The organism is Geodermatophilus sp. DF01-2 (genome assembly GCF_004571065.1).
Classification (GTDB): Bacteria; Actinomycetota; Actinomycetes; order Mycobacteriales; family Geodermatophilaceae; genus Geodermatophilus.
Genome location: NZ_SPQN01000046.1, coordinates 1 through 23,825 on the forward strand (window position 1 = coordinate 1; position 23,825 = coordinate 23,825).

20 protein-coding genes and 1 CRISPR repeat array are annotated in these 23,825 nt (G+C 74.3%); of the genes, 7 read left to right on the forward strand and 13 right to left on the reverse strand.

Going from position 1 to position 23,825, the window contains the following annotated elements; translation table 11 throughout:
* The first annotated feature begins 143 nt into the window (after positions 1 to 143).
* The 3 genes from E4P41_RS13020 (at position 144) to E4P41_RS13030 (ending at position 3,832) form a co-directional block, all read left to right on the forward strand.
* Positions 144 to 656, forward strand: a complete 513-nt coding sequence (locus E4P41_RS13020; protein WP_135141678.1) for a flavin reductase family protein — start codon at positions 144 to 146, stop codon at positions 654 to 656.
* 149 nt (positions 657 to 805) lie between these two features.
* Complete coding sequence (locus tag E4P41_RS13025) at positions 806 to 3,409, forward strand: bifunctional FO biosynthesis protein CofGH (protein ID WP_135141679.1); 2,604 nt, start codon at positions 806 to 808, stop codon at positions 3,407 to 3,409.
* Between the two features lie 15 nt (positions 3,410 to 3,424).
* Complete coding sequence (locus tag E4P41_RS13030; protein WP_135141680.1) at positions 3,425 to 3,832, forward strand: cupin domain-containing protein; 408 nt, start codon at positions 3,425 to 3,427, stop codon at positions 3,830 to 3,832.
* A gap of 181 nt (positions 3,833 to 4,013) precedes the next feature.
* On the opposite strand, the gene E4P41_RS22160 is transcribed toward E4P41_RS13030, so the two are convergent.
* The gene (locus E4P41_RS22160) at positions 4,014 to 4,862 is read right to left on the reverse strand and encodes an ATP-grasp fold amidoligase family protein (RefSeq protein WP_167761071.1); all 849 of its coding nucleotides are present in this window, start codon (positions 4,860 to 4,862) and stop codon (positions 4,014 to 4,016) included.
* 102 nt (positions 4,863 to 4,964) lie between these two features.
* On the opposite strand from E4P41_RS22160, the gene E4P41_RS22165 reads away from it, so the two are divergent.
* Positions 4,965 to 5,564, forward strand: coding sequence for a hypothetical protein (locus E4P41_RS22165; protein WP_167761072.1), 600 nt, complete (start codon positions 4,965 to 4,967; stop codon positions 5,562 to 5,564).
* A 112-nt stretch (positions 5,565 to 5,676) separates the two neighbouring features.
* Here the strand turns inward: E4P41_RS22165 and E4P41_RS13045 are convergent, their stop codons facing one another.
* The gene (locus E4P41_RS13045) at positions 5,677 to 6,513 is read right to left on the reverse strand and encodes an alpha/beta hydrolase (protein WP_135141682.1); all 837 of its coding nucleotides are present in this window, start codon (positions 6,511 to 6,513) and stop codon (positions 5,677 to 5,679) included.
* Between the two features lie 163 nt (positions 6,514 to 6,676).
* Between E4P41_RS13045 and E4P41_RS13050 the strand changes: the two genes are divergently transcribed.
* The 3 genes from E4P41_RS13050 to E4P41_RS13060 all read left to right on the forward strand — a co-directional run bounded on the left by E4P41_RS13050 (position 6,677) and on the right by E4P41_RS13060 (position 9,882).
* Positions 6,677 to 7,768: an NADPH:quinone reductase gene (locus E4P41_RS13050; RefSeq protein ID WP_135141683.1), complete on the forward strand. Its 1,092-nt coding sequence runs from the start codon at positions 6,677 to 6,679 to the stop codon at positions 7,766 to 7,768.
* Positions 7,769 to 7,859: 91 nt separating this feature from the next.
* Positions 7,860 to 8,489 carry a hypothetical protein gene (locus E4P41_RS13055; protein ID WP_135141684.1) on the forward strand — a complete coding sequence of 210 codons (630 nt, stop codon included), beginning with the start codon at positions 7,860 to 7,862 and terminating at the stop codon, positions 8,487 to 8,489.
* A gap of 271 nt (positions 8,490 to 8,760) precedes the next feature.
* Positions 8,761 to 9,882 (forward strand): glycerate kinase, encoded by a 1,122-nt coding sequence (locus tag E4P41_RS13060; protein ID WP_135141685.1) that lies wholly within the window; start codon positions 8,761 to 8,763, stop codon positions 9,880 to 9,882.
* On the opposite strand, the gene E4P41_RS13065 is transcribed toward E4P41_RS13060, so the two are convergent.
* The 11 genes from E4P41_RS13065 to casB all read right to left on the reverse strand — a co-directional run bounded on the left by E4P41_RS13065 (position 9,850) and on the right by casB (position 23,818).
* Positions 9,850 to 10,158 carry a type II toxin-antitoxin system Phd/YefM family antitoxin gene (locus E4P41_RS13065; protein ID WP_135141686.1) on the reverse strand — a complete coding sequence of 103 codons (309 nt, stop codon included), beginning with the start codon at positions 10,156 to 10,158 and terminating at the stop codon, positions 9,850 to 9,852. The two genes, E4P41_RS13060 and E4P41_RS13065, sit on opposite strands and share 33 nt — an antisense overlap.
* A gap of 26 nt (positions 10,159 to 10,184) precedes the next feature.
* A complete protein-coding gene (locus tag E4P41_RS13070; RefSeq protein WP_135141687.1) occupies positions 10,185 to 10,970 on the reverse strand; it encodes a DeoR/GlpR family DNA-binding transcription regulator in 786 nt (261 codons plus the stop codon).
* Between the two features lie 14 nt (positions 10,971 to 10,984).
* Positions 10,985 to 12,022 (reverse strand): 4-hydroxythreonine-4-phosphate dehydrogenase PdxA, encoded by a 1,038-nt coding sequence (gene pdxA / locus E4P41_RS13075; RefSeq protein ID WP_135141688.1) that lies wholly within the window; start codon positions 12,020 to 12,022, stop codon positions 10,985 to 10,987.
* A gap of 35 nt (positions 12,023 to 12,057) precedes the next feature.
* Complete coding sequence (locus E4P41_RS13080; protein WP_135141689.1) at positions 12,058 to 13,383, reverse strand: four-carbon acid sugar kinase family protein; 1,326 nt, start codon at positions 13,381 to 13,383, stop codon at positions 12,058 to 12,060.
* Positions 13,384 to 13,402: 19 nt separating this feature from the next.
* Positions 13,403 to 14,923: a GntP family permease gene (locus E4P41_RS13085; RefSeq protein WP_135141690.1), complete on the reverse strand. Its 1,521-nt coding sequence runs from the start codon at positions 14,921 to 14,923 to the stop codon at positions 13,403 to 13,405.
* Between the two features lie 227 nt (positions 14,924 to 15,150).
* Positions 15,151 to 19,269: a CRISPR direct-repeat array (repeat unit 28 nt; unit sequence GGCTCACCCCCGCGGACGCGGGGAGCAC).
* A gap of 66 nt (positions 19,270 to 19,335) precedes the next feature.
* Positions 19,336 to 19,701 (reverse strand): type I-E CRISPR-associated endoribonuclease Cas2e, encoded by a 366-nt coding sequence (gene cas2e, locus E4P41_RS13090; RefSeq protein WP_135141691.1) that lies wholly within the window; start codon positions 19,699 to 19,701, stop codon positions 19,336 to 19,338.
* A complete protein-coding gene (gene cas1e / locus E4P41_RS13095) occupies positions 19,701 to 20,651 on the reverse strand; it encodes a type I-E CRISPR-associated endonuclease Cas1e (RefSeq protein ID WP_209307699.1) in 951 nt (316 codons plus the stop codon). The genes cas2e and cas1e overlap by 1 nt, the downstream gene beginning before the upstream one ends.
* Positions 20,648 to 21,328 (reverse strand): type I-E CRISPR-associated protein Cas6/Cse3/CasE, encoded by a 681-nt coding sequence (cas6e, locus tag E4P41_RS13100; RefSeq protein WP_209307700.1) that lies wholly within the window; start codon positions 21,326 to 21,328, stop codon positions 20,648 to 20,650. The genes cas1e and cas6e overlap by 4 nt, the downstream gene beginning before the upstream one ends.
* A complete protein-coding gene (gene cas5e, locus E4P41_RS13105) occupies positions 21,325 to 22,032 on the reverse strand; it encodes a type I-E CRISPR-associated protein Cas5/CasD (protein WP_135141693.1) in 708 nt (235 codons plus the stop codon). Before cas5e ends, cas6e begins: the two co-directional genes overlap by 4 nt.
* Positions 22,029 to 23,156: a type I-E CRISPR-associated protein Cas7/Cse4/CasC gene (cas7e, locus tag E4P41_RS13110; protein ID WP_135141694.1), complete on the reverse strand. Its 1,128-nt coding sequence runs from the start codon at positions 23,154 to 23,156 to the stop codon at positions 22,029 to 22,031. Before cas7e ends, cas5e begins: the two co-directional genes overlap by 4 nt.
* Positions 23,153 to 23,818 carry a type I-E CRISPR-associated protein Cse2/CasB gene (gene casB / locus E4P41_RS13115; RefSeq protein ID WP_245177318.1) on the reverse strand — a complete coding sequence of 222 codons (666 nt, stop codon included), beginning with the start codon at positions 23,816 to 23,818 and terminating at the stop codon, positions 23,153 to 23,155. The genes cas7e and casB overlap by 4 nt, the downstream gene beginning before the upstream one ends.
* Positions 23,819 to 23,825: the final 7 nt, after the last annotated feature.

Consider the following 23,825-nt stretch of genomic DNA (forward strand, 5'->3'; position numbering starts at 1 on the left):
CTCCACGAGACAGCCGACGAGAGCTACGGTTCGACACGACATCCTCCTGGTTGGGGTTGGGACACCAAGCCCGTTCACCCCACCAGGGGGATGTCCTGGGTCTTCAACCGCTCAGGGAGTTACTACGTGGTCGACTGGCCGCCATGCCGGTCGACCCTGCCGCGTTCGCCGAGGCCCTCCGCCAGTACGCGGCCGGCGTGTGCCTGCTCACCGTCCGGGACGACATCGACGACGTCGGCACGACCGTGTCGTCGGTGATGAGCGTGTCCGCACGGCCGCCGCTGGTCGCCGTCGGCCTGACCGCGGGCGGCTACCCGGCCGAGGTGCTCGAGGAGGTCGGCCGGTGCGGGGTCACCGTCCTCGCCGCCGGGCACGCCATCGTGGCCAGCCGGTTCTCCTCGGCCGGCCGGCCCAGCGCCCGCCACCTGCTGGAGTCGGTGCCGTGGCGCCGCGCCGAGGGCAGCGAGGCGATCGTCCTCGAGGACGGGCTGGCCGCGCTCGACTGCCGGCTCGATCGGCTGGTGAGGGCCGGGGACCACGTGCTGGCGCTGCTCGAGGTGACCGACGTGCCGGTGGTCGCCCGTGGTGGCATCCCCCTGGTGCGACTGCGTGGTCGGTACGTCGACGCGGCCGGGGAGCCCGCCGGCCGCGGATGAGCGGCCCGGCCCCCGTGCAGAGTCCCGCCGTCGGCCCCGTCCCGAGGCTCGCCGCGACCCCGTCCCGGGTCCCACCCTGACGAAGGGTGGGAAGGACGGGGTCCTTCCACGGTGAGGAGGACGGGGTCCTTCAACTAGCGTCGGGCGCGATGACCGAGCCGCTGAACCCCTCCGCGTCCGCCGTGCGCCGTGCCCTGGCCCGCGCCGAGCGCGGCGTTCCCCTCGACGCCACCGAGGCCGAGACGCTGCTGCACGCCCGCGGGCTCGGTGGGGGCGAGCCGCTGGACCGGCTGCTGACGGCGGCCGGGCGGGTCCGGGACGCGGGGCTGGCCTCGGCCAGGCGGCCGGGCGTGGTCACCTACAGCCGCAAGGTCTTCATCCCGCTCACCCACCTGTGCCGCGACCGCTGCCACTACTGCACCTTCGTGACGACGCCGGGGCAGCTGCGAGCGCAGGGGAAGGCGCCGTTCCTCTCCCCCGACGAGGTGCTCGACGTCGCCCGCGCCGGCGCCGCACGGGGCTGCAAGGAGGCGCTGTTCACCCTCGGCGACCGGCCCGAGGACCGGTGGCCGGTCGCCGCCGAGTGGCTGGAGGCGCACGGCTTCGACTCGACCCTGGCCTACCTGCGGGCGATGGCGATCCGGGTGCTGGAGGAGACCGGGCTGCTCCCCCACCTCAACCCGGGCGTGCTGACCTGGGAGGAGATCCAGCGGCTCAAGCCGGTGTCGGCGTCGATGGGGATGATGCTCGAGACCACGGCCACCCGGCTGTGGTCCGAGCCCGGCGGCCCGCACTTCGGCTCGCCCGACAAGGAGCCTGCCGTCCGGCTGCGCGTGCTCGAGGACGCCGGCCGTTCCGCCGTCCCCTTCACCACCGGCGTGCTGCTGGGCATCGGCGAGACCTACGCAGAGCGGGTGGACGCCGTCGGCGCTATCCGGGCCACCGCGCAACGGCACGGGCACGTGCAGGAGGTCATCGTCCAGAACTTCCGGGCCAAAGCGCGGACGGCGATGCAGGCACACGACGACCTGGAGCTGCAGGAGTACGTCGCCGCGGTCGCCGTCACCCGGCTGCTGCTCGGGCCGAAGGCGCGGGTGCAGGCGCCGCCGAACCTGTCGGACTCCACCGAGCTGGGCCTGCTGCTGCGCGCCGGCGTCGACGACTGGGGCGGGGTCAGCCCGCTGACGCCCGACCACGTCAACCCCGAGCGGCCCTGGCCGAACATCGACAAGCTGGCCGCGCTGTCGGCCGAGGCCGGCTTCGAGCTGCGCGAGCGGCTGGCCGCCCAGCCGCCGTACGTGCTGGCCCCCGAGCCGTGGCTGGACCCGCGGGTGCGTCCGCACGTGGCCGCACTGGCCGGTGCGGACGGGCTCGCGGTCGAGGGGCGCGTGCCGGCCGGGCTGCCGTGGCAGGAGCCCGACGAGGCGTGGACGTCGTCCGGGCGGACCGACCTGCACGTCGAGGTGGACACCGTCGGGCGCACCGGCGACCGGCGCAGCGACTTCGACGCCGTCTACGGCGACTGGGCGGAGCTGCGCGACCGCACGACCGCCGCCCGCGACGGGCACTCCACCGCGCTGACCGTCGGCGACCCCGAGGTGCACGCCGCCCTCCGGCACGCCGAGCGCGACCCCGCCGGGCTGTCGGACGCGGACTACCTGGCGCTGCTGGGCGCCGACGGCGCGGACCTCGAGGCGCTGTGCGGGCTGGCCGACGCCGTGCGCCGCGAGGTCAACGGCGACGACGTCACCTACGTCGTCAACCGGAACATCAACTTCACCAACGTCTGCTACACCGGCTGCCGGTTCTGCGCGTTCGCCCAGCGGCGCACCGACGCCGACGCGTACACGCTCTCGCTGGCCGAGGTCGGCGCGCGTGTGGACCAGGCGTGGGCGGCGGGCGCGACCGAGATCTGCATGCAGGGCGGCATCCACCCCGACCTGCCGGGGACCGCCTACCTCGACCTCGCCCGCGAGGTGAAGCGCCGGCAGCCGGGCATCCACCTGCACGCCTTCTCCCCCATGGAGATCGTGAACGGCGCGGCCCGCACCGGGCTGTCGTTCGAGGAGTTCCTGATGGCCGCTCGCGAGGCCGGGTTGGACAGCGTGCCGGGGACGGCGGCGGAGATCCTCGACGACGACGTCCGCTGGGTGCTCACCAAGGGCAAGCTGCCGACGGCGACCTGGCTGGAGATCGTCACCACCGCGCACCGGGTGGGCCTCCCGACGACGTCGACGATGATGTACGGCCACGTCGACACCCCCGCCCACTGGGTGGCGCACCTGCGCACGCTGGCCCGGGTGCAGGACGAGACCGGCGGCTTCACCGAGTTCGTGCTGCTGCCCTTCGTGCACCACAGCTCGCCGATCTACCTCGCCGGCGTCGCCCGGCCCGGGCCGACGGTGCGGGAGAACCGGGCGGTGCACGCGGTCGCCCGGCTGCTGCTGCACGGCCGGATCCCGAACGTCCAGACGTCGTGGGTGAAGCTGGGCGACGTCGGCACCCGGGCGGTGCTGCAGGGCGGGGCCAACGACCTCGGCGGCACGCTGATGGAGGAGACGATCAGCCGGATGGCCGGCAGCGAGAACGGCTCGCTGAAGACCATCGCCGAGCTGGAGGCGATGGCCGCCGCGATCGGCCGCCCGGCCCGGCAGCGGACGACGGAGTACGGCACCCCCTCGGCCGAACGGCTCGCCACCGCCCGTTCCGACGCGGGCCGCCGCGCACTCGACCTGTCGATCACCCCGATCTGAATGCGAGGAGACACCATGGCCGACGACACCTGGCACCAGCCGCTGCGGCACGTCCGCGCGGCCGAGTTGAGCGGGGACACCGGCCAGACGCCGGGCATGGCCCGGCGGGAGGCGGTCTCGGCCCGGACGGTCGGCTCCCGACGGGTCTGGATGGGGCAGACCCACGTGGCGGGGCGGACGTCGTCCGGCGACCACCACCACGGCGACTCCGAGACCGCGATCTACGTGGTCTCCGGGCACCCGGTGTTCGTCTTCGCCGAGGACGGCGCGGAGGTGCGGCTGGAGGCCTCGCCGGGGGACTACGTGTTCGTGCCGCCGTTCACCCCGCACCGGGAGGAGAACCCCGGCGAGGACGAGGCGGTGGTCGTGATCGCCCGCAGCAGTCAGGAGGCGATCGTGGTCAACCTGCCGGGGCTCACCTGAGCACCAGGGCAGCCACCGCGCCAGGCCGATCGAGCCGGGCGCGGTCTCGGCGAACCCGTGCCGGGCGTACAGCCGGCGGCCGGGCGGGTCGGCGAGCAGGGTGACGTACGCCCCCGCCGGGACGACAGCCCGGATCCGGCCGAGCAGCCGGGTGAGGACGGCGTCTCCCCTGCGGGTGCGCTCAGCGCCGGGTGCGCCACAGGGGCGGGAGCGGCCACGCCCCGCCGAGCTCCGCGTCGAGGGCCGGCTCGAGCGGGGAGAGGCCGGCGCCCGGGTACGGGGTGAGCTCGCCGAACCACAGCTCGCCGTCCGCCTCGTAGAAGTCGACCCGGAGCATGTCGAAGCCGTCGGCCAGCGCCGTCGCCGCCTTGAGCAGGTCCTCCAGGAGCTCCGGCGGATCGGCGTCCGGGCCGGGCCGGTAGCCGATCGTCCAGGGCAGCGGCTCCCACGCCGGGCTGTAGAGGCGGGCGCGGTGGTCGTCGTCCCGGCCGGTGTGCAGCTCCACCAGCCGGGGCTCCCCGCCGACCACCAGGACCTTGAGGTCGGCCGGCACCGCCCCCGGGAGGCCGACGAACTCCTCGACCAGCAGGCCCGGGCGCGCGCGCCGGTAGGCCCACTCCTCGCTCTTGCGCCAGTACTGCTCCTCGACCCAGCCGGCCGTACGCCGCCGCACCTCGGCGACGTCGGCCGGGCCGTCGCCGAACAACCGGCGGATGCAGGAGTGGTTGGGCTTCAGCACCCAGTGGTCGGGCAGGGCCACGTCGGCCAACTCGGCCACGTCGGTGCCACACCAGAGCGTCTCCGGGATGCGCACCAGGCCGGGTGCCAGCGTGCGGGCGTGTTCCTTCATCGCCAGCTTGTCGCAGGTCGGCGCGAGCAGGGCCCGCCGGTCGACGCAGATCCGCCAGTTCAGCTTCTCGGTGAAGGTCCGCGGCCGCAGCGGCGGGAACCGCCCGGCGACCTGGCGGTACAGCCGGACCCGGCGCACCGGTGAGGGTAGCAGCCGGGCGGCGGAGAGCACACGCAGCACCCCAACAGTGATCCGGCGCCCCGGCAACGCGGGACGACGTCCGCGTGCCCCTCCCCCCGCCGGGGTACCGCCGCTCCCGACCCCGGACGGCAGAGGACGGCGATGCGGACGGCGAGGCTGGGTTGGACCATCGCGGCGGTCGCCGGCGTGCTCACGTCCTGCACCGCCACGGTGGAGGGGACGGCGAGCCCCGGCGGGCCACCCGACCTCGGTGCCGCGCTGTCCGTGCAGCTGCCCGGTCTGCGGCCCGCCGGTCCACCTCCGCCGCCGCCGTGGCAGCTGTGCGCGACGGCGGTCGGCACCCCGGCACCGCTCCTGGACCCGGCGCTCGGAGATCCCGTGGCCGTCGGCCGCACCTCCGGGGACGCCACCCTGCACGTGTACGCGTGGGCCACGTCGGCGCCGATGGTCGCCGACGCGATCCTCGACCAGGCGGAGATGGAGGCGCCCGACTGTGCGTCGTCGCCGCCGAGCACCGAGGACGTTGCCGCTCGGTCGGTGGACGAGTGGGCGGGATCGGGCTGGACAGGAGTCAGCATCCGCACCGAGGCCCCCGGCCCGGAGCCGGGGTTCCGCGAGACCCGGCTGGTGCACTTCGACGAGGTGGTCGTGCTCGTCGTCCTCACCACGGAGGGGCGCGGGCCCGACGTCCTCCCTGTCGTCGACGAATACCTGGCCGAGGTCGCCGACCGGCTGCGGTGAGCGCGCAGGTCTCCCGTGGCCGGGATCGCGCCGACCGCACGTCGCCCCCTACCCTCCCGCGATCATGGACGGACGTCGCCTGGGAAAGGCATGCCCGCCCGCCCTGGTCCGGTCAGGCGGTCAGGCGCGCCAGCTCCACGACCGCGCCGACCACCTGCGGGCCGTCCAGCAGGACCGGGTCGTTGTGGTCGGCTCCCGGCACCTCGACCAGCCGGTGCAGCTCGGCCGCCGCAGCGGCCACGGCCCGGCTCTGCTCCGGCGGCACGATCGTGTCGCGGCTGCCGTAGACGACCGTCGTCGGCACGTGCACGGTGGCGAGGCGCTCGGCGACCGGGTGGCGCTCCCGCAGCAGGAGCCCCACCGGCAGGAACGGGTAGTGCACCCGGCCGACCGAGGGCAGGTCGACGAACGGTGAGCGCAGGACCAGCCCGGCCGGCGGGTGCTCCGTGGCCAGCTCGGTGACCACCGCGGCGCCCAGGCTCTCCCCGAAGTACAGGAGTCGATCCGGGGGTACTCCGGCGTCCTCCACCAGGAAGTCCCGTGCGGCGCGGACGTCGAGCGCCAGGCCGGCCTCGCTCGGACTGCCCGGGTTGCCGCCGTAGCCGCGGTAGTCGAACAGCAGGACCCCCAACCCCTCGGCGTGCAGCGCCCGCGCCAGCGGAGCGCGCAGCCCGCGGTGTCCGCCGTTGCCGTTGGCGACCAGGACGGTGGGGGCGTCCGGAGCCCGGGAGGGCAGGTACCAGGCGGCGAGGTCCAGGCCGTCCACGGTGGTGAGCGTGGCGTCGCGGGCACCGGGGAGGACGGCGTCGGCGGTACCCACCGGGCCGTCGTCGGGCAGGTAGATGAGGGAGCGCTGGAACGTCCAGAGCAGGCCCACGACCAGAGCCAACAGCAGGACGACGGACGCCGCCGCCCGAACCAGCCGCCGCCCTGCCGTTCCTGTCTCCATCGGTACCCCCGACGTGGTGCCACCGTCCTCGTGAGGATGCCGCAGGTTGCCCGGGCGGCTCCGGCCCGGTACTGCCCCGGGCGTGACCCCCGGGCGCTCGGCTGCCGTCCCGAGACGGTCAGCTGGCGATGACTGCCCCGGCCGGAGCGGGTAGGACGAGCCGGTGCGAGCCATCGTCTACACGGAGAACGGCGACCCCGACGTCCTGCGGCTGGCCGAGCGTCCCGCTCCCGAACCCGGCCCTGGCGAGGTGCGGGTGCGGCTGGCCTCCTCCGGCGTCAACCCGACCGACTGGAAGCGCCGGCGCACCGCCGAGCCCGCACCCGGCGGGCAGGTGCCGAACCAGGACGGCGCCGGCACCGTCGACGCGGTGGGAGAGGGCGTCGACCCGGTGCTCGTGGGCGAGCGGGTGTGGGTCTGGGAGGCGGCCTGGCAGCGCCCGCACGGAACCGCGGCCCAGTACACCATCGTCCCGGCGCGCCATGTGGTGCTGCTCTGGGAGGCGGCCTGGCAGCGCCCGCACGGAACCGCGGCCGAGTACACCGTCGTCCCGGCGCGCCATGTGGTGCTGCTCGGCCCCGGGCCCGCGTTCGAGCTGGGCGCCGCGCTCGGCATCCCGTTCCTCACCGCGCACCGCTGCCTGACCGTGGCCGAGTCGCTGCCCGACCGGCTGGGGCCCGGATCGCTGGCCGGCCGCACCGTCCTCGTCCAGGGCGGGGCGGGCGCGGTCGGCAACGCCGCGATCCAGCTCGCGCGCTGGTCCGGTGCGACGGTGGTCGCCACGGTCAGCAGCCCGCGCAAGGCGCAGCTGGCCGCCGCCGCCGGGGCCTCGCACGTCGTCGACTACCGGTGGCAGGACGTCGTCGCCGAGGTGCGCAAGGTGGCTCCGCACGGCGTCGACGCCATCGTGGAGGTCTCCGCCGCGACCAACGCCGCCGCCGACGCGCAGCTGGTCGCCCCGCACGGCGCAGTCGCGACGTACGCCGACGACGGCGGCGCGGAGGTCACGATCCCGGTGCGCGCCCAGATGAACGCCAACGCGCGGTGGCAGTTCGTGCTCGTCTACACCGAGCCGGTGCGGGCCAAGGCGATCGGCGTGGAGGACGTCGACGCCGCCGTCGTCGACGGCGCCGTCCGGGTCGGTGAGGACGCCGGCCTGCCGCTGCACGTCTTCCCGCTCGCCGAGACCGCCCAGGCGCACCGTGCGGTGGAGGACGGCGCCATCGGCAAGGTGCTCATCGACGTCACCGCGTGACATCGAATTCGTCAGGCCACGGGTCTACGTTGCCCGCTGTGTACCAGCAGGTCGAGCCGCGCACGCGGTAGAGGGATCTCCACGGGACCGCATGAGGACCCCACAGAACATCGATCCCGCACGCATCCCGTCCCTGCCCATCGTCGAGACCGCGCTCGTCCGAGAAGAGGACTCCTACCGTTTCCGGGCGCAGGGCATGGACACGAGGCTCGGACTGCTCCTGAGCGCGGCTGGAGTCCTCGTCGCCCTCGTGGGCAACCGACCCAGTGTCGCCGGCCTCGCCGGTCAGGTGCTGGCGCTGGCCGCCGGCGCGACGGCCGTCCACGGGCTGTGGCCACGCGTGGACAAGGGCGTCGCCCCACGCCGTCTTCGCGATCGGTACCTAGCGGTCGACCCGACGCTGACCCGGATGCGGTTGCTCAACACCAGACTCGACCTGCACGCTCAGGACGAGGGCCGGCTGCTGGACAAGGCACGGCGGCTCCGGGCCTGCGCACTGCTGCTGCTGGCTGCCGCCACGGCGGTCGTCATGGGGCGTACCGTCGAAGAGCACGACCGTCCTGATGGTCGTATCGGCGTTGGCGAGAGCCCGGACTGGGACTGGGACGCGCTCTACCCGCCGGATCCCGAACTCATGGCAAGCGCTGAGGGCGACGCCAAGGGGCTGGCCGCATTGAAGCAGGCCGCACGGGAACGCATCGAGCAACTGGAACGTGCGTGACCGACAGCCTGGCTCCGTCCTCACCTGGCGAGACAACGCCGCAGGAAGGCTCATCGCCTTCCGGTAGAAGTGCCTCGCTCGTCGGAGATCCTCTGCCCGCAGACCTGCTCCAGTCCGATCCGGCGATCCTGACCGACTCGGTACGTGGCAGTGGGAGCCCCGAGCGCGGACTTCTTCGGCCGCCCGGCCCCGACCAACGACCACGCTGACCTCGCGGGTCCACGGACGCCTCGGCTCCGGCCGCACCCCGACGGGCTGACAGGATCTGGCAGTGCCTCGCGTCCTCGTCGCCCCGGACAAGTTCAAGGGATCGCTGACCGCTCCGGAGGTGGCCGACGCGGTCGCCCGAGGCCTGACCGCCGTCCGCCCCGGCGTCGCGGTGACGTGCCTGCCGGTCGCCGACGGCGGCGACGGCACCCTGGCCGCCGCCCTGGCCGCCGGGTTCGAATCGGTTCCGGTCACCGCCACCGGGCCGACCGGCGAACCGGTGCGGACGGCGTACGCGCGCAGCGGGGACGTCGCCGTCGTGGAGATGGCCGACGTCTCCGGGCTGGTCCGGCTGCCGGGTGGGCGACACCAGCCGCTGACCGCCACCAGCCGCGGCACCGGTGAGGTCGTCGCCGCAGCCGTGACCGGCGGCGCGCGCCGCGTCGTCCTGGGCATCGGCGGCAGCGCCACCACCGACGGCGGCGCCGGCATGCTGCAGGCCCTCGGTGCCGTCCTGCTCGATGCGGACGGCGCACCGATCGGGCCCGGCGGCGGCGCACTCGAGCGGCTGGCCCGGGTCGACGTCAGCGGGGTCGCCGCGGCACTGCGCGGGGCGGAGGTCGTCGTCGCCTGCGACGTGGACAACCCGCTGACCGGCCCGTCCGGCGCCGCCGCGGTCTACGGTCCCCAGAAGGGCGCCGGCCCGGACGATGTCGCGTTCCTCGACGGCTGCCTGGTCCGGCTGGCCGACGCCGTCGCCGACGCCACCGGTCGCGACCTGCGCGACGAGCCCGGTGCGGGCGCCGCCGGCGGGGTGGGGTTCGCGGCGCTCGCCGTCCTCGGCGCGGAGCTGCGGCCGGGCATCGACCTGCTCCTGGACCTGCTCGACTTCGACCGCCACGTGGCCGGCGCCGACCTGGTCGTGGTCGGCGAGGGCTCACTGGACGAGCAGAGCCTGCGCGGCAAGGCGCCGGTCGGGGTGGCCCGGCTGGCCCGGGCCGCCGGCGTCCCCTCCGTCGTCGCCGTCTGCGGCCGCCGGGCACTCGACGACGCGGCGCTGCGGGACGCCGGCATCGACGCCGCTCACGCGCTCACCGACCTCGAGCCGGACACCGGCCGCTGCATGGCCGAGGCCGGTCCCCTGCTCGAGCGCCTAGCCAGCCGGATCGCCGGAGAGCGGCTGTGAGTGAGCTCCGCTCACGGCGGTGGTCCGGTGGAACGAGTGCCCGCCGGAACGGTGGACGGCTCCGTCGGCCACCTCGGCGAGGCTCTCCCGGAGCCGGCCAGCGTTCACCGGGGACCGCAGGAGGTGGACCGTCTCCTTCAGCGAGTGGTACTCGTCGGCCGAGACGAGGAAGGCCGTTCCCTTCTTCGAGACGATCTCCACGGCAGTCTGGTCGGCGGTGACCTGCTCGATCAGCGGGAAGAGCCGCTGGCGTGCCTCGCTGGCGGTGACGGACATGGCGAGCCCCCTCGGACGAGTGGCGGTCAGTGCCTCGCGATGACCACCGTGACTCCGCGCTGCTCGAAGGCGGCGACCGCCGGAGCCGGCGCAGCCGCGTCGGTCAGGAGCGTCCACCCGGGCTCGACGCGGGTCCAGGCGGGTGCGTTGGCGGCGGCGAGCTTCGAGGAGTCGGCGAGCAGGACGACCCGGCGGGCGTGACCGGCCGCGACCTCCTTGACGTGGGTCTCCTCGACGGTGGGCTCCCCCAGCCCACGCTCCGGGTCGACCGTGTCGGCGCCGAGGAAGGCCACGTCGAAGGCCAGTCGGTCCAGCGCCACCGACGCGAGCGGCCCCACCACTCCATGGCTGAGCGGTTGCACCTGGCCGCCGACGACGATCACCCGGACGCCGTCCGCCCGGGCCAGCAGCAGCGCCGACTCCAGGCCCCGCGTCACCACCGTCAGCGGGCCGGCCGTGACCAGCAGCCGGGCCAGCGCCAGGCACGTCGTCCCGGCGTCGAGGAACACCGTCCCCTCCGCCGGGACGAGGTCGGCCGCCCGCGCGGCGATCGCCGCCTTGGCCTCGGCGTTGAGCTGGGCGCTCTCCCCGAACGGGCGCTCGTGGAACACCTCGTCCCGGACCAGGGCGCCACCGTAGGTGCGGGCGATGCTGCCGTCGCGCTCCAGCCGGGCGAGGTCCCGCCGCACCGTGGAGGTGGAGACCCCGACCTGGTCGGCGAGGGTCTCCACGCTGTCCACGCCGGCGCGCAGCAGGGCCAGCAGCGCCTCGTGGCGCTCGCGCGTCGCGCGGCGCGTCCCGGCCTCCTCCACGGCGGCTCCTGCGGTCAGCGCCCGTAGGAGGCGCGGATGTTGTCGACGAACGGCGCGTAGTCGACGGCGGCCAGGTAGGCCGACAGCATCGTGCCGGGCCCGGCCTTCCCGGTGCCGGCGATGTCGAAGGCCGTGCCGTGGTCGACCGACGTCCGCAGCACCGGCAGCCCGACGGTCACCGAGATCGTGCCGTCGAAGTCGAACGTCTTGGCCGGGATGTGCCCCTGGTCGTGGAAGTGCGACAGCACGCCGTCGTAGCGCCCGACCAGGCCCTGGTGGAACACCGAGTCGGCCGGGACGGGCCCGGCGACGTCGAGCCCGCGGGACCGCGCGGCCTCGCAGGCCGGACCGATGTGCACGATCTCCTCGTCGCCGAAGTTGCCGTTCTCCCCGCCGTGCGGGTTGAGCGCGGCGACGGCCAGCCGCGGCTGCTCCACGCCGAAGACCTGCAGGGCCGTGTGCGCCCGGCTGATCGACTCCTCGACCCGCTCCTTGCTGATCTGGTCGATGGCCGTGCGCAGCGCGACGTGCCGGGTGGTGAAGAAGATCCGCAGGTGATGGCCCTCCGCCGCGGTGTTGCGGACGACGAACATGGTGTCCTGCTGGGTGACCCCGGTGAGCTCGCCCAGCATCTCGGTGTGGCCCAGGTGCTTCGAGCCGGCGGCCCAGATGGCCTCCTTGTTGATCGGGCCGGTCACGATGCCGGCGACCTCGCCGGCCATGGCCGCCCGGGTGGCCTCCTCGATGGCGGCGACGGCGGCCCGCCCGGCGCGCGCGTCGACCTTCCCCCACTCGGGGACGTCGTCGCCGAGCACACCGGTGTCGACGACGTCGATGACGCCCTCGGCCGGCTCGGTGCCGTACCCCTCGACGGCGCGGACCTCGACGTCGAGGCCCATCGCCTCGACGCCGCGGCGCAGCGCGGCTGCGTCGCCGACGGCCACCCCGTGGTGCCCGTCGGCGCCGGACTGTTCGGCGAGGGTGCGGGCCACGATCTCCGGGCCGATGCCCACCGGGTCGCCCAGGGTCACGGCGAGGACGTGTCGGGTCATGTCTGTCTCGTCTCCAGTCTCGTGCGGTCGTCGTGCTACCAGCGGGTGCGCGGCTCGGCGGCGGTGACGTGCCGGCGGTCGCGCTCGACGGCCCGTCGCAGGTGGTCCAGGCACTCGACGGCGGTGCCGGCGTCGCCGACCAGCCCGCCCTTGGTCACCACGTGCAAAGCGTCCCAGGGGCCGCCGACGACGGTGCCCGCGACGGCCAGCGGGACGACCTCCTCCCAGATCTCCAGACCGGAGGAGCCGAGCTCGGCCAGGACGGCGGCGGTGACGTCACCGCCGGTGGTGTAGAGCCCGCCCACCGGGTGCGCCTCCAGGTTGCGGCGTACCGCCCGGGCCAGCTCGAGCGGGATCCGGTCGGCCTCCTCCGGGGTGGTGCGGCGGACGTCGGCGTCGTCGAGCACGGTGGCCAGGACGACGACGTCCGCGGGGCCGGCCTGGGACAGCGCCTCGTCGAGCAGCCGGGTGGTCGCGTCGGCGTCCGGGACGGCGCTGTCGGGGAGCGTCGGCACCCGGTGCACCGTGACCAGCTCCTCCCCCGCCAGCGTGCGCAGCTGCTGGCGGGTCAGGTCGGTCGCCGAGCCCGAGACGACCAGCAGCGGCGCCCCGGCCACCGCGCGGTCCAGGCCCAGCGCGCGGGCCAGCGCGACCGAGCCGGGCCCCGGGTCGCTGGTGACCCACACCAGGTCCAGCCCCTCGGCGGCCGCGACCGCCGCGGCGGCGACCCGGTCCAGGTGCTCCTCGGTGGTGGCGTCGGCGACCAGCAGGTCCACGCCGTCGGTCAGCGCGGTGCGCAGGTGGTCCACCAGCTCGTCGGCCGGGCCGGTGACCGCGGCCATCGGCACCGCGCGGGCGGCGAGCTGCGCCTGCTGCTGCACGATCGCCACCACGTCGGAGGTGCGCATCGGCGTCCGCGCGTCGCGGGCCACCTCCGTCTCCTCCAGCCGACGGCCGCCCAGCAGCTGGTGGCCGCCGATGGTGTGCCGCCCGGCGCCCGGATGGGCCGGGGCGCACAGCGCCACGGCCCGGGAGCCGGTGAGTTCCCGCACCTCCGTGAGCACCGCTGCGGTGGTCGCGCCGACGTTGCCGCGCAGCGTGGTGTCGATCCGGTTGCACACCAGCCGCGTCGGCCAGCCCGCGCGGACCACCGCCCGCGTCCGCTCGGCCGCGACCTCGGGCGGCGCGTGCCGGGCGTCGGTGGTCGCGACCACCACGTCGAAGCGGGACACCATCTCGGCGACGACGTCGGCGCGGTCGGCCGCGCTCGCCGTCACCGACCGCAGACCGGCCGCGGCGAAGCCGGCGGCGGCCGCGTTGGCGCCGGTGAGATCGTCGGCGACGACGAGGACGGAGGCCATCGAGCGGATCCCCTCGGCCTCAGAGGAACAGGCTGGCGATCAGCAGCAGGGGCAGGGACGCGGCCCAGACCGCCGTGGTGATCCCCGACCAGCCCTGGAGTGCCGCCGTGCCGTCCAGTCCGGTGAACCGGGTGACGACCCAGAAGTAGGAGTCGTTGAAGTAGCTGAACACCATCGAGCCCGCACAGCAGGCCAGCGCGGCCAGCAGCGGCGAGAGACCCAGTTCGATGACCAGGGGGGCGGACACCGACGCAGCCGTGATCATGGCCACGGTGCCCGAGCCCTGCGCCAGCCGGACCAGGGAGGCGACCAGGAAGGGCACCAGCACGCTGGGCAGCGCCAGCTGGGCGATGGCCTCGGCGAGCTCGTCGCCGACACCGGAGTCACGCAATACCTGGCCGAGGGCGCCGCCGGCTCCGGTGATCAGGATGATCAGGCCGGCGGACGCCGCGGCCTCGGCCAGCCAGTGGTGCACCCGCCGGCGCGGCGTCCAGCGCGGAAGCAGCAGGTAGACGGCGAGGATGATGCCCACCAGCAGGGCGATGACCGGGTTCCCGATAAAGGCCATGACACCGGCGAAGCCGGTTGGCGTGTACTCCTGGTCCGGGTCCAGAGCGCCCAGGGCGTTCCGGTCGATGGCCGTGGTGACCGTGTTGAGCACGATGAGCAGCAGCGGGACGAACAATGGCAGCGAGGCCACCAGCAAGCCGACCTTGTGCGGCTTCCCGCCTTCGGGGGTCTCCCCCAGCTGGTGGGCGAGCGGCTCGTCGGCCGGGGGCTCACCTTCCTCGATCGGCCGCGGGATGTCGCCGGAGCCCTGCCGATTGGAGGTGATGGTCCTGGCTGCCGAGGCCGAGCCCGTGGCCCCGGAGGTCGTCTCGGCGACGCCGGCGTACACGGCCTCCCGCACCTGCTCGTTGACCTCGCTCTCCAGCTTGGGGCCCATCCAGGCCGCGTAGCCGATCACCACCGGGATCAGCAGGAGCGTGAACACCAGCCCGGCCAGGATAAGAGCGCCGATCTGGGCGCCGAGGATGCCGGCCACGGCCAGCGGACCCGGCGTCGGCGGGACGAGGTGGTGGGTCAACGTCATCCCGCAGCCGAGGGCGAGAGCCAGCACGACGTAGCGGCCCCTGATTCGGCGGGCGATGGACCGCGCCAGCGGATTCATGATGACGTATCCGGAGTCGCAGAAGACCGGAATCGAGACCACCGCGCCGGTGCCGGCCATGGCCCAGTGCTCGCGGCCCCGGCCGAGCGCCTTGACGAACGCGCGCGCCAGCCGCTCGGCCGCGCCGGAGACCTCGAGCATCTTGCCGATTGCCACGCCCAGACCGATCACGATGCCGATCGAGCCCAGGGTGTTCCCGAACCCGGTCGTGATCGAGGCGATCGTCTCACCGATCGGCAGCCCGGCGAGCAGGCCGGTGACCAGCGCGGCAATCAACAGTGCCACGAAGGCGTCGAGGCGGGTCCACAGGACCAGCACGACGATCGTCGCGATGCCCAGGACCAGTGCCAGAAGGAGTTGCACGTCCACGCGGAACCTCCACGGTCTCCCCGCCGTCCGGGGCGCTCCCGCCGTCGGGAGCTCCCGGGAATCGTGACAGCACCAACCTGCGCAGATCAAGCGGTGAGCTGAGAAGACTGCGCAGTTCGCGCAATTTCTCGGCTTTGCGACGGCGAACCTGCAAGGGGCATCCCCGCAGACGATGGGACGACATCCGCCGCTAGGGGGTCTGACTGGAGCGTGACGCCCCGCCCGTAGGCAGCTCCCCGCGGGCGCGAGGAGCACGCGCGAAGCTCGCCAAGGTAAAGCCCACGGGGGTGGGCTTAACCCCGCGGACGCGGGAGCACCTCTCCTCCCTGTGGGGCGGCACGGTCGGCGACGGCTCACCCCACGGACGCGGGGAGCACCTGGGCGGGGTGATCGGCGGTGTCGGTCAGGTGGGCTCACCCCCGCGGACGCGGGGAGCACCGCACCCTCCTCCGCTGGCGCAGAGTCGATCCGGGCTCACCCCCGCGGACGCGGGGACCACGCCGGTGCGCCCGACGCGCCGCGCCCCCCGGGGGGCTCACCCCCGCGGACGCGGGGAGCACACCGGATGGTCGACTACCTCGCGACGCCACTGGGGCTCACCCCCGCGGACGCGGGGAGCACGCCAGCCGGAGCGCCGCCCGCAGCATCGGCGGGGGCTCACCCCCGCGGACGCGGGGAGCACGCCCGCCTCGACCACCCGCTGGCCGGGGCCAGCGGCTCACCCCCGCGGACGCGGGGAGCACACTTACGCCCTGACCGCCGTCGACGACCCGGCGGGCTCACCCCCGCGGACGCGGGGAGCACCCGACGACCGCACCGACCGCTTCGGCGGTCATGGGCTCACCCCCGCGGACGCGGGGAGCACCTGGCGGTGACCGACGACATGATCCGCGGCTGGGGCTCACCCCCGCGGACGCGGGGAGCACGCGGGTGCAGCCGCCCTCGGCGGCGGGGCGGTGGGCTCACCCCCGCGGACGCGGGGAGCACGCGCGCCGGCGGTCGTGATCGGCCCGTGGCGGAGGCTCACCCCCGCGGACGCGGGGAGCACGCCAGCCGCAGCTGTTCGGCCAGCCACGGAGCGGGCTCACCCCCGCGGACGCGGGGAGCACGCCGTCGCCCGCGGCCACGCCGACCACGCGGACGGCTCACCCCCGCGGACGCGGGGAGCACCCGACGACCGTGGCACCGCAGGACTTCAAGGGCGGCTCACCCCCGCGGACGCGGGGAGCACCCGAGCCCAACGGCGTGGCCGGCGCCGGCCAGGGGCTCACCCCCGCGGACGCGGGGAGCACGCGCTGTTCCTGGCCGGGACAGCGCTGGGCGCCGGCTCACCCCCGCGGACGCGGGGAGCACCGACCTGCGGGCCTACCGGTCGGTGACCACCGGTGGCTCACCCCCGCGGACGCGGGGAGCACCAGCTGGGCATCGCCCGCGGCGACATCGCGGACGGCTCACCCCCGCGGACGCGGGGAGCACTTCGAGAAGACGCTCGCCGAGGGCGACGCCCGGGGCTCACCCCCGCGGACGCGGGGAGCACCGTGTCCGTGCGGTCGAGCTCGACGTACCGGGCGGGCTCACCCCCGCGGACGCGGGGAGCACGTGCCCGACCAGCGGATGTTGGCCGCGTCGCGGGGCTCACCCCCGCGGACGCGGGGAGCACCCGCCGCCACCGAGGTGGTCTGCCCGGTCCCTGGGCTCACCCCCGCGGACGCGGGGAGCACCTGGCGAACCTGTCGAACCCGCAGTGGGACCGCGGCTCACGCCCGCGGACGCGGGGAGCACGGGGTCGGCACGCCGGCGGTCCGGTCCTGCTGCGGCTCACCCCCGCGGACGCGGGGAGCACATCTGCCCGTCCCAGGTGCGCGGCGTGTAGGCCGGCTCACCCCCGCGGACGCGGGGAGCACGAGCACCTGTGGTTCGGGCAGACCGGCCCGGCCGGCTCACCCCCGCGGACGCGGGGAGCACCGGCTGTATCACGACCGCCTCGGCCGACCCGTGGGCTCACCCCCGCGGACGCGGGGAGCACCGGCTGTATCACGACCGCCTCGGCCGACCCGTGGGCTCACCCCCGCGGACGCGGGGAGCACTTGTCCAACTGCGCGCGACGCCAGTCGGCGCGCGGCTCACCCCCGCGGACGCGGGGAGCACCGTCCGGACGGCGGGTCACAGCAGCACTCCGGCAGCTCACCCCCGCGGACGCGGGGAGCACCTGCAGGGCGTCCCCGGTGGTCGCGGCAACAGCGGCTCACCCCCGCGGACGCGGGGAGCACCGTCCTCCTACGCGGACGGCACCGGCAGCACCGGGCTCACCCCCGCGGACGCGGGGAGCACTGCTCCTCCGCACGGAGGACGCACAGCGGGCAGGGCTCACCCCCGCGGACGCGGGGAGCACGTTGACGCCATCCCCTTCGACGCGCCGCCCACCGGCTCACCCCCGCGGACGCGGGGAGCACTTTTTCCGCCAGAGCCTCCGCACTGATCAGCGGGGCTCACCCCCGCGGACGCGGGGAGCACCCGCCGCCACCGAAGTGGTCTGCCCGGTCCCTGGGCTCACCCCCGCGGACGCGGGGAGCACTGGTGCCCGACGATGGCGGTGCCCCCGGAGCTGGGCTCACCCCCGCGGACGCGGGGAGCACACGGCCGGGTCCTGCGACATGACGAAGTGGATGGGCTCACCCCCGCGGACGCGGGGAGCACGTCAGCGTCACGTCAACCCCTGTCGGGAAAAACGGCTCACCCCCGCGGACGCGGGGAGCACGCGGAGCTGAGCGGCTCGCAGGGCATGCACGAGGGCTCACCCCCGCGGACGCGGGGAGCACTCGGCGGCCAGCGCCCGTGCGCAGGTGGGGCAGGGCTCACCCCCGCGGACGCGGGGAGCACCGACCGCAGCCAGGTGGCGGCGTCGGTCAGCGCGGCTCACCCCCGCGGACGCGGGGAGCACCACCTGACACCCGTCACCGGTCGCCGACTTCCGTGGCTCACCCCCGCGGACGCGGGGAGCACGCCGACGTCCCCCCGGGCGGGTCCGTCGGGGTGGGCTCACCCCCGCGGACGCGGGGAGCACGACTGGCCCAGCTGCAGCCCGCCGCACCAGCAGGGCTCACCCCCGCGGACGCGGGGAGCACGAGCTGCCGACGGAGGCGCTGCGGCTGAACTTGGGCTCACCCCCGCGGACGCGGGGAGCACGGTCGAGGACGCCGGCATGTTTTCCGCGCAGTCGGGCTCACCCCCGCGGACGCGGGGAGCACGGTCACCGCAGGCACCCGGCATGAGGCGCGGCCGGCTCACCCCCGCGGACGCGGGGAGCACAGCGGGCTGCTGTTCTGGCCGGCCGCGGCCGCCGGCTCACCCCCGCGGACGCGGGGAGCACCTACCCATGCTCGACCAGGAGGACGACGACATGGGCTCACCCCCGCGGACGCGGGGAGCACGACGCCTACGAAGCCCGCGGCCGGCAGCGCCCGGGCTCACCCCCGCGGACGCGGGGAGCACAACCGGTAGGCGAGCTTGCCGAAGTTGGCCTTGGGCTCACCCCCGCGGACGCGGGGAGCACCGTCGCAGGCTGTGATGCCGCCATCACGCCCGGGGCTCACCCCCGCGGACGCGGGGAGCACAGTGGCTGGCTGCTGTGGCACTTCTTCAGCTGGGGCTCACCCCCGCGGACGCGGGGAGCACGCCCGGTTGACCCCGGAGCACGTGGCCGGGCAGGGCTCACCCCCGCGGACGCGGGGAGCACGCCGCGAAGGACGCACTCGGCGCGGTGAGCCCGGGCTCACCCCCGCGGACGCGGGGAGCACCTCACCTCGAGGAAACGCGGCGAACCCGAGCCGGGCTCACCCCCGCGGACGCGGGGAGCACGCCCGCTCGCAGGTGCTGCGCATCCTGCAGCGGGGCTCACCCCCGCGGACGCGGGGAGCACGCGCGCTCTTGCGCGGTCGTCGTCAGCTCGCGGGGCTCACCCCCGCGGACGCGGGGAGCACACGGCGCACCCGCTGTCCAAGGAGGACGCGACGCGCTCACCCCCGCGGACGCGGGGAGCACACGTCCGCGCCGAGCACCGGGCGTTCCACGAGGCGCTCACCCCCGCGGACGCGGGGAGCACACTCGAAGCCGGCCTCGGCCGACAGCGCGGCCAGCCTCACCCCCGCGGACGCGGGGAGCACACAGCAGGTCGAGGATGCCCCCGGACCGGATCCAGCTCACCCCCGCGGACGCGGGGAGCACACCTGGAAGGAGAACCTCCAGCTGGCCGGGGAGGCCTCACCCCCGCGGACGCGGGGAGCACACTTGAACACGATCTGCTGCGTGCCGGCGTCCTTGCTCACCCCCGCGGACGCGGGGAGCACACACTTCCTGACCTGCCCATTCGGTCCCGAAGTGCTGATTCTGCGTTCGGTTTCTCGCTGAGGACGCTATCGGACTGGTCGACGCCCGTACTTGCGGCGCTTGCTGGCAGCACTCCACCCCGCTGCAGGCGGCTCCTCCGTCACCGCGGGAGCCGCGGCGTGCTCCGGCCTCATCATCAGCGTGAGCCCATCGAAGTCCGTCGGCGTCCAGTGGTGGTTGTGCACGCGGAAGTCCATCCGCTGCTCCCCCGGCACGCTGAAGACCATCAGCGCTCGGCCACCCGACGCCATCTCGCAGACGTTCAGCCACATGAGGTCACGCACCCGGGCGGACACGTGGCCGACGAAGACCCCCGCCGAGATCTCGAGCAGCCACCGCGTCAGATGTCCTCGTAGCCCCGCGGGACAGGCCGACAAGACGAGGACGACCATCAGAAGTCCGTCCCGTACCCAGAGCCGCCGGCCACGGGATCGTCCGACTCGTCCCACAGGTACACGACGTCGGCGTCAGGCACCGCATCGGCAGGCGAATCGCCGTCCGTCGTGAGGAGCCGGCGGACGTCCCGCACGCACCGTTCCAAGAGCTTGCCGTCGAACAACCGGTCCCGCACCGCCCGGCGCGCATCCGCCGGGATGTCCTCCGTGGGACTCGCAGCCACGTCGAACGCCACGGGGATGCTGATGTCGGCCTTGTAGAGGTCGGCGATGTCGTAGACGAACGACAACTCGTGGCCGGTGTGCACGAAGCCGAGCCCCGGCGAGCAGCCAAGCGCCACGATGACCGCGTGGACGACGCCGTAGAGAGACGTGTTCGCTGCTGACAACGCCTGGTTGACCCTGTCCTCCGAGGCGAAGTCGTCGACGTCGTAGTCCCGGCGCTTCCACTCCACTCCGGTGCGGGCGGAGTGCTCACGGTAGAGCCGCCGGACGCGCGCCCCCTCCCGGCCGCGCAACTGCTGCATGGTCAGCCCCTCGACGTCCTCGCCGGGGAACCGCATGCCGTACATCTGCCGCGCGACCGCCAGCCGCGACCGCTTGTTGGTCACGAGATCGGCCTGTGCCTCCAGCAGCCGGGCCGACCGTGCCAGCGAACGGCCGTGCGCGTAGCAGCGCACGCCCCGCTCCCCCACCCACACAGCCGTCGCCCCGCTCTGCCCGATCAGCACCATGGCCTGATGACTGATGCGCGTGCCCGGCCCGAGCAGGAGAGCACCCAGTCCCGAGGCGGGGATGTGTACGGTGCCCCGCTCGTCGGTGGCGGTGACTGCGTTGGCATCCCGGTGCACGACGCAGCGTTCGACGTAGACGAAGGACAGCCGGTCCTCTGCTCGGACGAGCTCGGGCAGCGAGGACGGCGGAGGCCCCGGGATCTTGCGCATCATGACGCCGTGGGTGCCAGCGTGAGCAGCCCGCAGCCGTAGGCCTTGGCCGGCCCGATTCCGCCGGTCAGCGTGGCGCGAAGCACGGCGGGGTCCCCCACGACGAGCTGACCTTCGAACATCGCTCGTGACAGCGTCACCGTCCCCTCTCCTCGCCGGAACCGGTCGACCGATCGGTTCCGGACGACGAGGCCGTTCTCTGGACGCTTCTGCGCGTCGAGACCGAGAACCGGTGGGAGCTCGAAGCCGGCCTGCTCCGCCCGACCTACCAACCAGGCCTGTTGCTGGGACACAGTGACGTGCCCGAACCTCTGCGACGGCGCTCCCTCCTTGAGGGGCCTCGACCGGGTCGGGTTCGCCGTCAGCCGGAAGGCCCACCGCTGGCCGACGGCCAGCCGGTCGAGCAGCGGCGCATAGTCCCGGCTCTCCCAGGTGGGGAGCGTCGGCCACCCGGCCTGCTCGATCAGATGGGTGAAGTCCGGTTGTTCGGGCGAGACCACGTACAGCACGGCCTCCCCGTCGGCGGGGTCCAGCCGCCACAGCACGCGCTCCGACGTCCGGTCGGCGAGCCGCCCCGGGAACGCGGCCATGACCGCGGCGTGCATGACCTGCGGCGAGCCCAACAGCGGTCGGCCGGACCGCCGGGCCGGGTTCAGTCGGACGCGGCTGAGGTAGGTCACCACGCCGCCATCGGGTCGTGGGCGTCGCGAGCCACCGCTCGCGCGCCGCGGGAGTGCACCAGCACCGAGTCGTACAGCACCGTCCGCCAGCCGTACTCACGGCGCTCCGGATCGAAGCTGATCGGGTGGTCGCGGACCGTCACCGCCTTCGCCGTACCGGGCGGGCAGTCGATCACCGTCTCCACGTGCACCTCAGGCAAGGACGCGACAGCCGCGGAGCGGCGGTACCAGGCCTTGGCCGCCCACGGTTCGGCGGACAGCACCTCCTCGACGGTTCCGTCCAGCACCTTCGGCAGCAGGGGCCCGGCTGGCGGGCACGAGCGGCGGCCCAGGTACAGCGGGTAGACCGGACGGCGCAGGGCCTCGGCGAGGACGTCGAGCAGCATCCTTTCCCCTTCGACCGCGGCAAGGAACACCGCGTCGGCCAGGTAGAAGCGGTAGCTCAGCGGCATCGTCTGGCGCCCGTCGAGGCTTCGCGCGGTCTGGAAATCGCGCACCAGCCGGCCGGGCTGATCGATCCGAACGCCGAAGCGCAGACCCGCCAGGTCCTCCAGCCGCTCGGTGCGTCGGCGCCCCTGTGCTGCCGCCAACAGCCCCAGCACTCCGCTCTTGGTCGGCGCCGATTCCGTGCCCCGCCGGACGAACCGCGACGACGATCCCCACGACTGCAGCGGCCCGGCGAGGGTGAGCAGCAGGACGCTCATGCCACCGCAGGGTCGTCGACGGCCGCTCCCAGCCGGGCGACGACCAGCTCGCCGACGGCGGGGATGATCTCCGGCCAGGGCCGCCGCTCCCCGAGCTCTTCGAGTCCAGCGGCCGCGGGGCCGGCGACGAAGGTCGCCACCGGCTGCAGGCCGTACGCCGTAGCCAGCTCGCCCGCGTGGGACGCCAGCCGGCTCACCGCCTGCTTCACCCGCCCGTCGGGATCCTTGATCGCCTCTTCGAAGGCACCGGCATAGCTCACCGGCTGGTCGTCGCGCACCTGGACCAGAATCGCGTCGGGCAATGTCCGGTTGGCGAAGGTGTTCTGCTTGCCGGTCGGCATGCTGGTGACGAAGCAGTCGAGGAACACCTCGACCGCTCGCTGGACGGCGGCCGGGTCGCCCAGGTTCTTGCTCAACGCGGCCAGGTCGACGGTGGCGTAGCGGTAGAGCGTGGAGGAGTTGAACTCCACGGTGCCGATCATCCCGGCGCCGGCGTCCTCCTCGTCGTCGTCCGCCTTGTGGTCGTCGACCGCGGTGAAGTAGTCCGACTCGTCCTCGACGGCGTGCACGCTGAGTGCGTGCGCGACCTGGCAGGCGGCGTCGACGTTGAGGTCGGTCTGGTCGGCCACCATCCGGCCGAACAGGGCGATGTCGACCGAGTGCTCCCGGTCGGCGAGCTTCTTGACGTCATCGGGGTAGCTGCCGCCGTCTCGCTCGCTCACCGCTGCGGCCGCGAGGTTCTCGATCTGCCGGCGGGAGAGGAACAGCAGGAATCCCGACTCCTGCGGGGCCTCCTTCTTGCGCGCCGGCTTGAGCTTGACCCCGACCTGTTTCAGCACGCCCTCGGCCATGGTCAGCGCGGCCGCCTCGTCGACCGATGGGTCGATGCGTCGGATCTCGTCCGCGATCACTTCGACAACCCGCCGGCTGCGGACGCCGAGACTGCTGGGGTCCAGCTGATCCGCGAACGCCTTCCGGGCCGCCCGCTTCCACGCCTGGCTGGACACCCGGGCGCGGCGGACCCCGCCGAAGAACGCGGTCTTCGGACTGCCGGTGTCGTCCCTGTTGAGGTTGCTCGGCGGCACGGTCTGCAGCACGTGGACGTCGATGTAGGTGCGGGTCACGCGTTCTCCTCCAGGTCGGTCGGGGGCTCGGTCTGTGCAGCAGAAGTGGCTCCGGCGGCATCGGCCGGCCGGGCCCGGTGGTACTCGCGACCCCAGCGCAACCGCACGCCCGCAGCGGTCGCTGGATCCTGGAGCGCGGCGAGGTCGTCGGCGAGCCGGCCGTAGTCGAGCGGGACGGCGGCCGAACGGAGCTGGCGCACCAGACCCCGCGCGTGGTCCATCAGCTCGACGAACGTGCTCGCCGTGCCCAGCGCCTCGAACCGGCGCCGCACCGCCTTCTCGTTGCTCCTGTCCGGCTGGACGAGGGCCCGCACCGACCGACCGAGGCCGTAGCCGGCGTGGTGCATCGAGGCGGTCTGCGACTGCTGGTGGATGGCGTACAGCGTCAGCGCGGCGTGCACGGCACGCTCGTCGTCGGTCGGCTCGTCCGACGTTCCCGCGGGAACGTCGAGACCGGCCACGGTCATCTCCCAGACCCGTGGGTCGCTACCCGGGGCTGCCGTACTGGCCCGGCGGAGCGCAGCGAGGTCGGACACCCCCGTGGGCTGGTTCCGCCGGTACCGACCCTGCAGGTCGCGTACGCGCCCGTCGACCAGCGCTCCCAACCGGCGCAGAGGCACCCGCCGGACGTCGGCCGGCCTTTCGGGCGCATCACTCGTCATTCCGTCG

What these genes read in the sequence shown, in the direction of transcription:
- E4P41_RS13020 (WP_135141678.1), top strand. Translation starts at nt 144, where the DNA reads ATGCCGGTCGACCCTGCCGCGTTCGCCGAGGCCCTCCGCCAGTACGCG.
- E4P41_RS13025 (WP_135141679.1), top strand. Translation starts at nt 806, where the DNA reads ATGACCGAGCCGCTGAACCCCTCCGCGTCCGCCGTGCGCCGTGCCCTG.
- E4P41_RS13030 (WP_135141680.1), top strand. Translation starts at nt 3,425, where the DNA reads ATGGCCGACGACACCTGGCACCAGCCGCTGCGGCACGTCCGCGCGGCC.
- E4P41_RS22165 (WP_167761072.1), top strand. Translation starts at nt 4,965, where the DNA reads ATGCGGACGGCGAGGCTGGGTTGGACCATCGCGGCGGTCGCCGGCGTG.
- E4P41_RS13045 (WP_135141682.1), bottom strand. Translation starts at nt 6,513, where the DNA reads ATGGAGACAGGAACGGCAGGGCGGCGGCTGGTTCGGGCGGCGGCGTCC.
- E4P41_RS13055 (WP_135141684.1), top strand. Translation starts at nt 7,860, where the DNA reads ATGAGGACCCCACAGAACATCGATCCCGCACGCATCCCGTCCCTGCCC.
- E4P41_RS13065 (WP_135141686.1), bottom strand. Translation starts at nt 10,158, where the DNA reads ATGTCCGTCACCGCCAGCGAGGCACGCCAGCGGCTCTTCCCGCTGATC.
- pdxA (WP_135141688.1), bottom strand. Translation starts at nt 12,022, where the DNA reads ATGACCCGACACGTCCTCGCCGTGACCCTGGGCGACCCGGTGGGCATC.
- E4P41_RS13080 (WP_135141689.1), bottom strand. Translation starts at nt 13,383, where the DNA reads ATGGCCTCCGTCCTCGTCGTCGCCGACGATCTCACCGGCGCCAACGCG.
- cas2e (WP_135141691.1), bottom strand. Translation starts at nt 19,701, where the DNA reads ATGGTCGTCCTCGTCTTGTCGGCCTGTCCCGCGGGGCTACGAGGACAT.
- cas1e (WP_209307699.1), bottom strand. Translation starts at nt 20,651, where the DNA reads ATGATGCGCAAGATCCCGGGGCCTCCGCCGTCCTCGCTGCCCGAGCTC.
- cas5e (WP_135141693.1), bottom strand. Translation starts at nt 22,032, where the DNA reads ATGAGCGTCCTGCTGCTCACCCTCGCCGGGCCGCTGCAGTCGTGGGGA.
- casB (WP_245177318.1), bottom strand. Translation starts at nt 23,818, where the DNA reads ATGACGAGTGATGCGCCCGAAAGGCCGGCCGACGTCCGGCGGGTGCCT.